1 protein-coding gene is annotated in these 2,399 nt (G+C 46.1%); it reads right to left on the reverse strand.

Features of this window, described 5'->3' with window-relative positions; translation table 11 throughout:
• Positions 1 to 161: 161 nt before the first annotated feature.
• The gene (locus tag A1232T_RS00160; RefSeq protein ID WP_077447475.1) at positions 162 to 2,330 is read right to left on the reverse strand and encodes a cytochrome c biogenesis protein CcdA; all 2,169 of its coding nucleotides are present in this window, start codon (positions 2,328 to 2,330) and stop codon (positions 162 to 164) included.
• Positions 2,331 to 2,399 lie beyond the last annotated feature (69 nt).

Genomic DNA, 2,399 nt, shown 5'->3' on the forward strand with positions numbered 1-2,399 from the left:
AAGTAGTTAAATGAATAGTAATAAATAACGTTAAACCAAGGATTTAGCGTCTATATTAAAAAGGCTATTTAGTAAGATTGAAAAAGCCAACGTCCTATTATCAAAGGACGTTGGCTTTTTAATGGGTAGAAATGATGTGGAATTTATCTACATTTAAACGATTAATTTAGCGCGGTTAAGGTTTGCTCAAACGCTGCGCGCCCGATTTCACCCACTTGCTGATTGACCAATTGCCCGTCTTGATAATACAGCAATGCTGGCGGACCAAATAGTTTATAACGCGCTAAGATTGCTTTTGAATCAGCCGTAGTCTCCGTGATATCAAGTCTGACCAATTGCCAATCTTGCATTTGCGCAGGGCGATTATGAAATAAGTTTTTCTCCATAATCCGGCATGCAATACACCATTCGGCGGTGACATCGACCAGCACTTTAGGATTGGCGGCGACAATGGCATCTAACTCAGCCAGCGTCGTGACCGTCTTATCGGTTGCATTACTGGTGGCTGGTTGACCAGCAGTTGTCTGCAGCACCGGAACCGCAGTTAGGGAGGCAAGCGGATGCAAGCTGTCGTCATTGCCCAATGCGGCGCCGACGATTAAACACGTCGCCCAAATACCAGCGATTAAGCCTAGCGCTTGGGTCAGCATCCGACCTTTGCCTAGCCAGCTCCACGCCCACATCGCCACGACCATAAACCACAGCGCCCAAACCATCAGCATCACAGGCGAGATAAAGACGCGTTCAATTAATAACAATGCCACGGCAAAAAGCAACAAAGCAAAGCCCTGCTTGACCCAGTTCATCCACTCACCCGCTTTTGGCATGATTTTACCTTGGGTCGCGCCGATTAAAATAAGCGGCGCTGATAAACCAAAACCGAGCATAAATAAAGCCGCAAAGCCAAGTAATGGACTTCCAATCGTTGATACAGCAAGCAGCGCCCCAAATAAGGGTGCCGAAACACAAGGCGATACCACGAGCGCCGATAAGAATCCCGCAATTAAACTGCCGCCCGTACTACCAAGCTTGCTATCCCCCGCTTGGCTTAGACCCTGCATTTTACTACTGATAAATCTCGGCAGACGAATGCTAAATACGCCCAACATATAAAGGGCTAATAAGACAAAAACGATGGCAAACCCAATTAAAATAATCGGATTTTGTAGCCAACCGATAATGCCTAACGATTCGCCAAATACCGCAATGACCGCGCCTAAAATACCATAAGCGATGGCAACACCAATAGCGTAGCTGGTCGTTAAAATAACACCGCGTTTTACCGTTGGATTGTCTTCACGCGCGACGATATTGGCAACAATCGGTAGCATCGGTAACACGCATGGCGTCAATGCCAAGACCAACCCTGCCAAGAACAATAACACCAATGCCAACCACGGATGCGAAGCTAAGCCAAAAGGGTCGCTATCAATCGTGTTATCACCAACAACGGTATTGTTTGTTGCAGCAGCATTATTTATGACAGCGTCATTGTTCGCTGCTTCACTTGTGACATTATCGCCTACCACTTCTTCATCGGCTCCAGAGATGGTATTGATTGCACCAAGCTCTGCATCTAACGCTTCGTCATCTAACAATGCATAATCAATCACCTCGTCATCTGGCGTAGTTTGCTCTGTAGCAAGACTATTGGTAACTGTCCCATCTGTAGAGGCTTGCGCAGTTTCTACATTGCTGTTATTGCTCGCAGAAACTGTAGCAGTACTACTTGAACTATTGGCTGCCGATTGTGACGCAGCAGCGATATTGACCGTGGTTTTTATTTTCTCCGGTGGATAGCATAGACCCGCTTTGGCACAGCCTTGCCAACCTATCGTCACGGCGGCATTATTTATCGCCTTGCCATTACTACTACTCAAAATGGTAGTAGCAACCATATTGGCTTGGTCAAATACCAATACTTGCCCAAAGGTTGGATCATCAATGGAGACTGGCTTTTGGCTAAAGGTAAAAGGTGCAGCGCTCACGCCAGCAGGCAACGTTAGCTTAATTTGGTCTTTATAAACATAGTGCTCAGGCGTAATGTCAAAGTTAATCGATAAGCGCGTGCCATTATTGGTCGGTTTGCTGCTACTGCTAACTTGAAACGCTTCATCAACAGGCAAAAATTTCGGTTGGGCAGCACTTTTATTACCAAATAAATCACCCAATCCTGCCGCTTGCGATGCCACTGGCACGGCCGTCAGCCCAGTAGCTCCTAGCCCTGTCAATAATGAGCCCGCGCTGAAAGCGAACGCCAACAGATAAGATTTTTTTGACGGTTTATTTTGCGTTAATGACGGAGACTTTTCTGCGCTCTTAAGGGACATGAAGGGCTACCTATTATTTCCAATATTCGAATTGACTAATTCACTGTCTGTATGGACTTGTCTATTTAC

Source organism: Psychrobacter pasteurii (assembly GCF_900162815.1).
Classification (GTDB): Bacteria; Pseudomonadota; Gammaproteobacteria; order Pseudomonadales; family Moraxellaceae; genus Psychrobacter; species Psychrobacter pasteurii.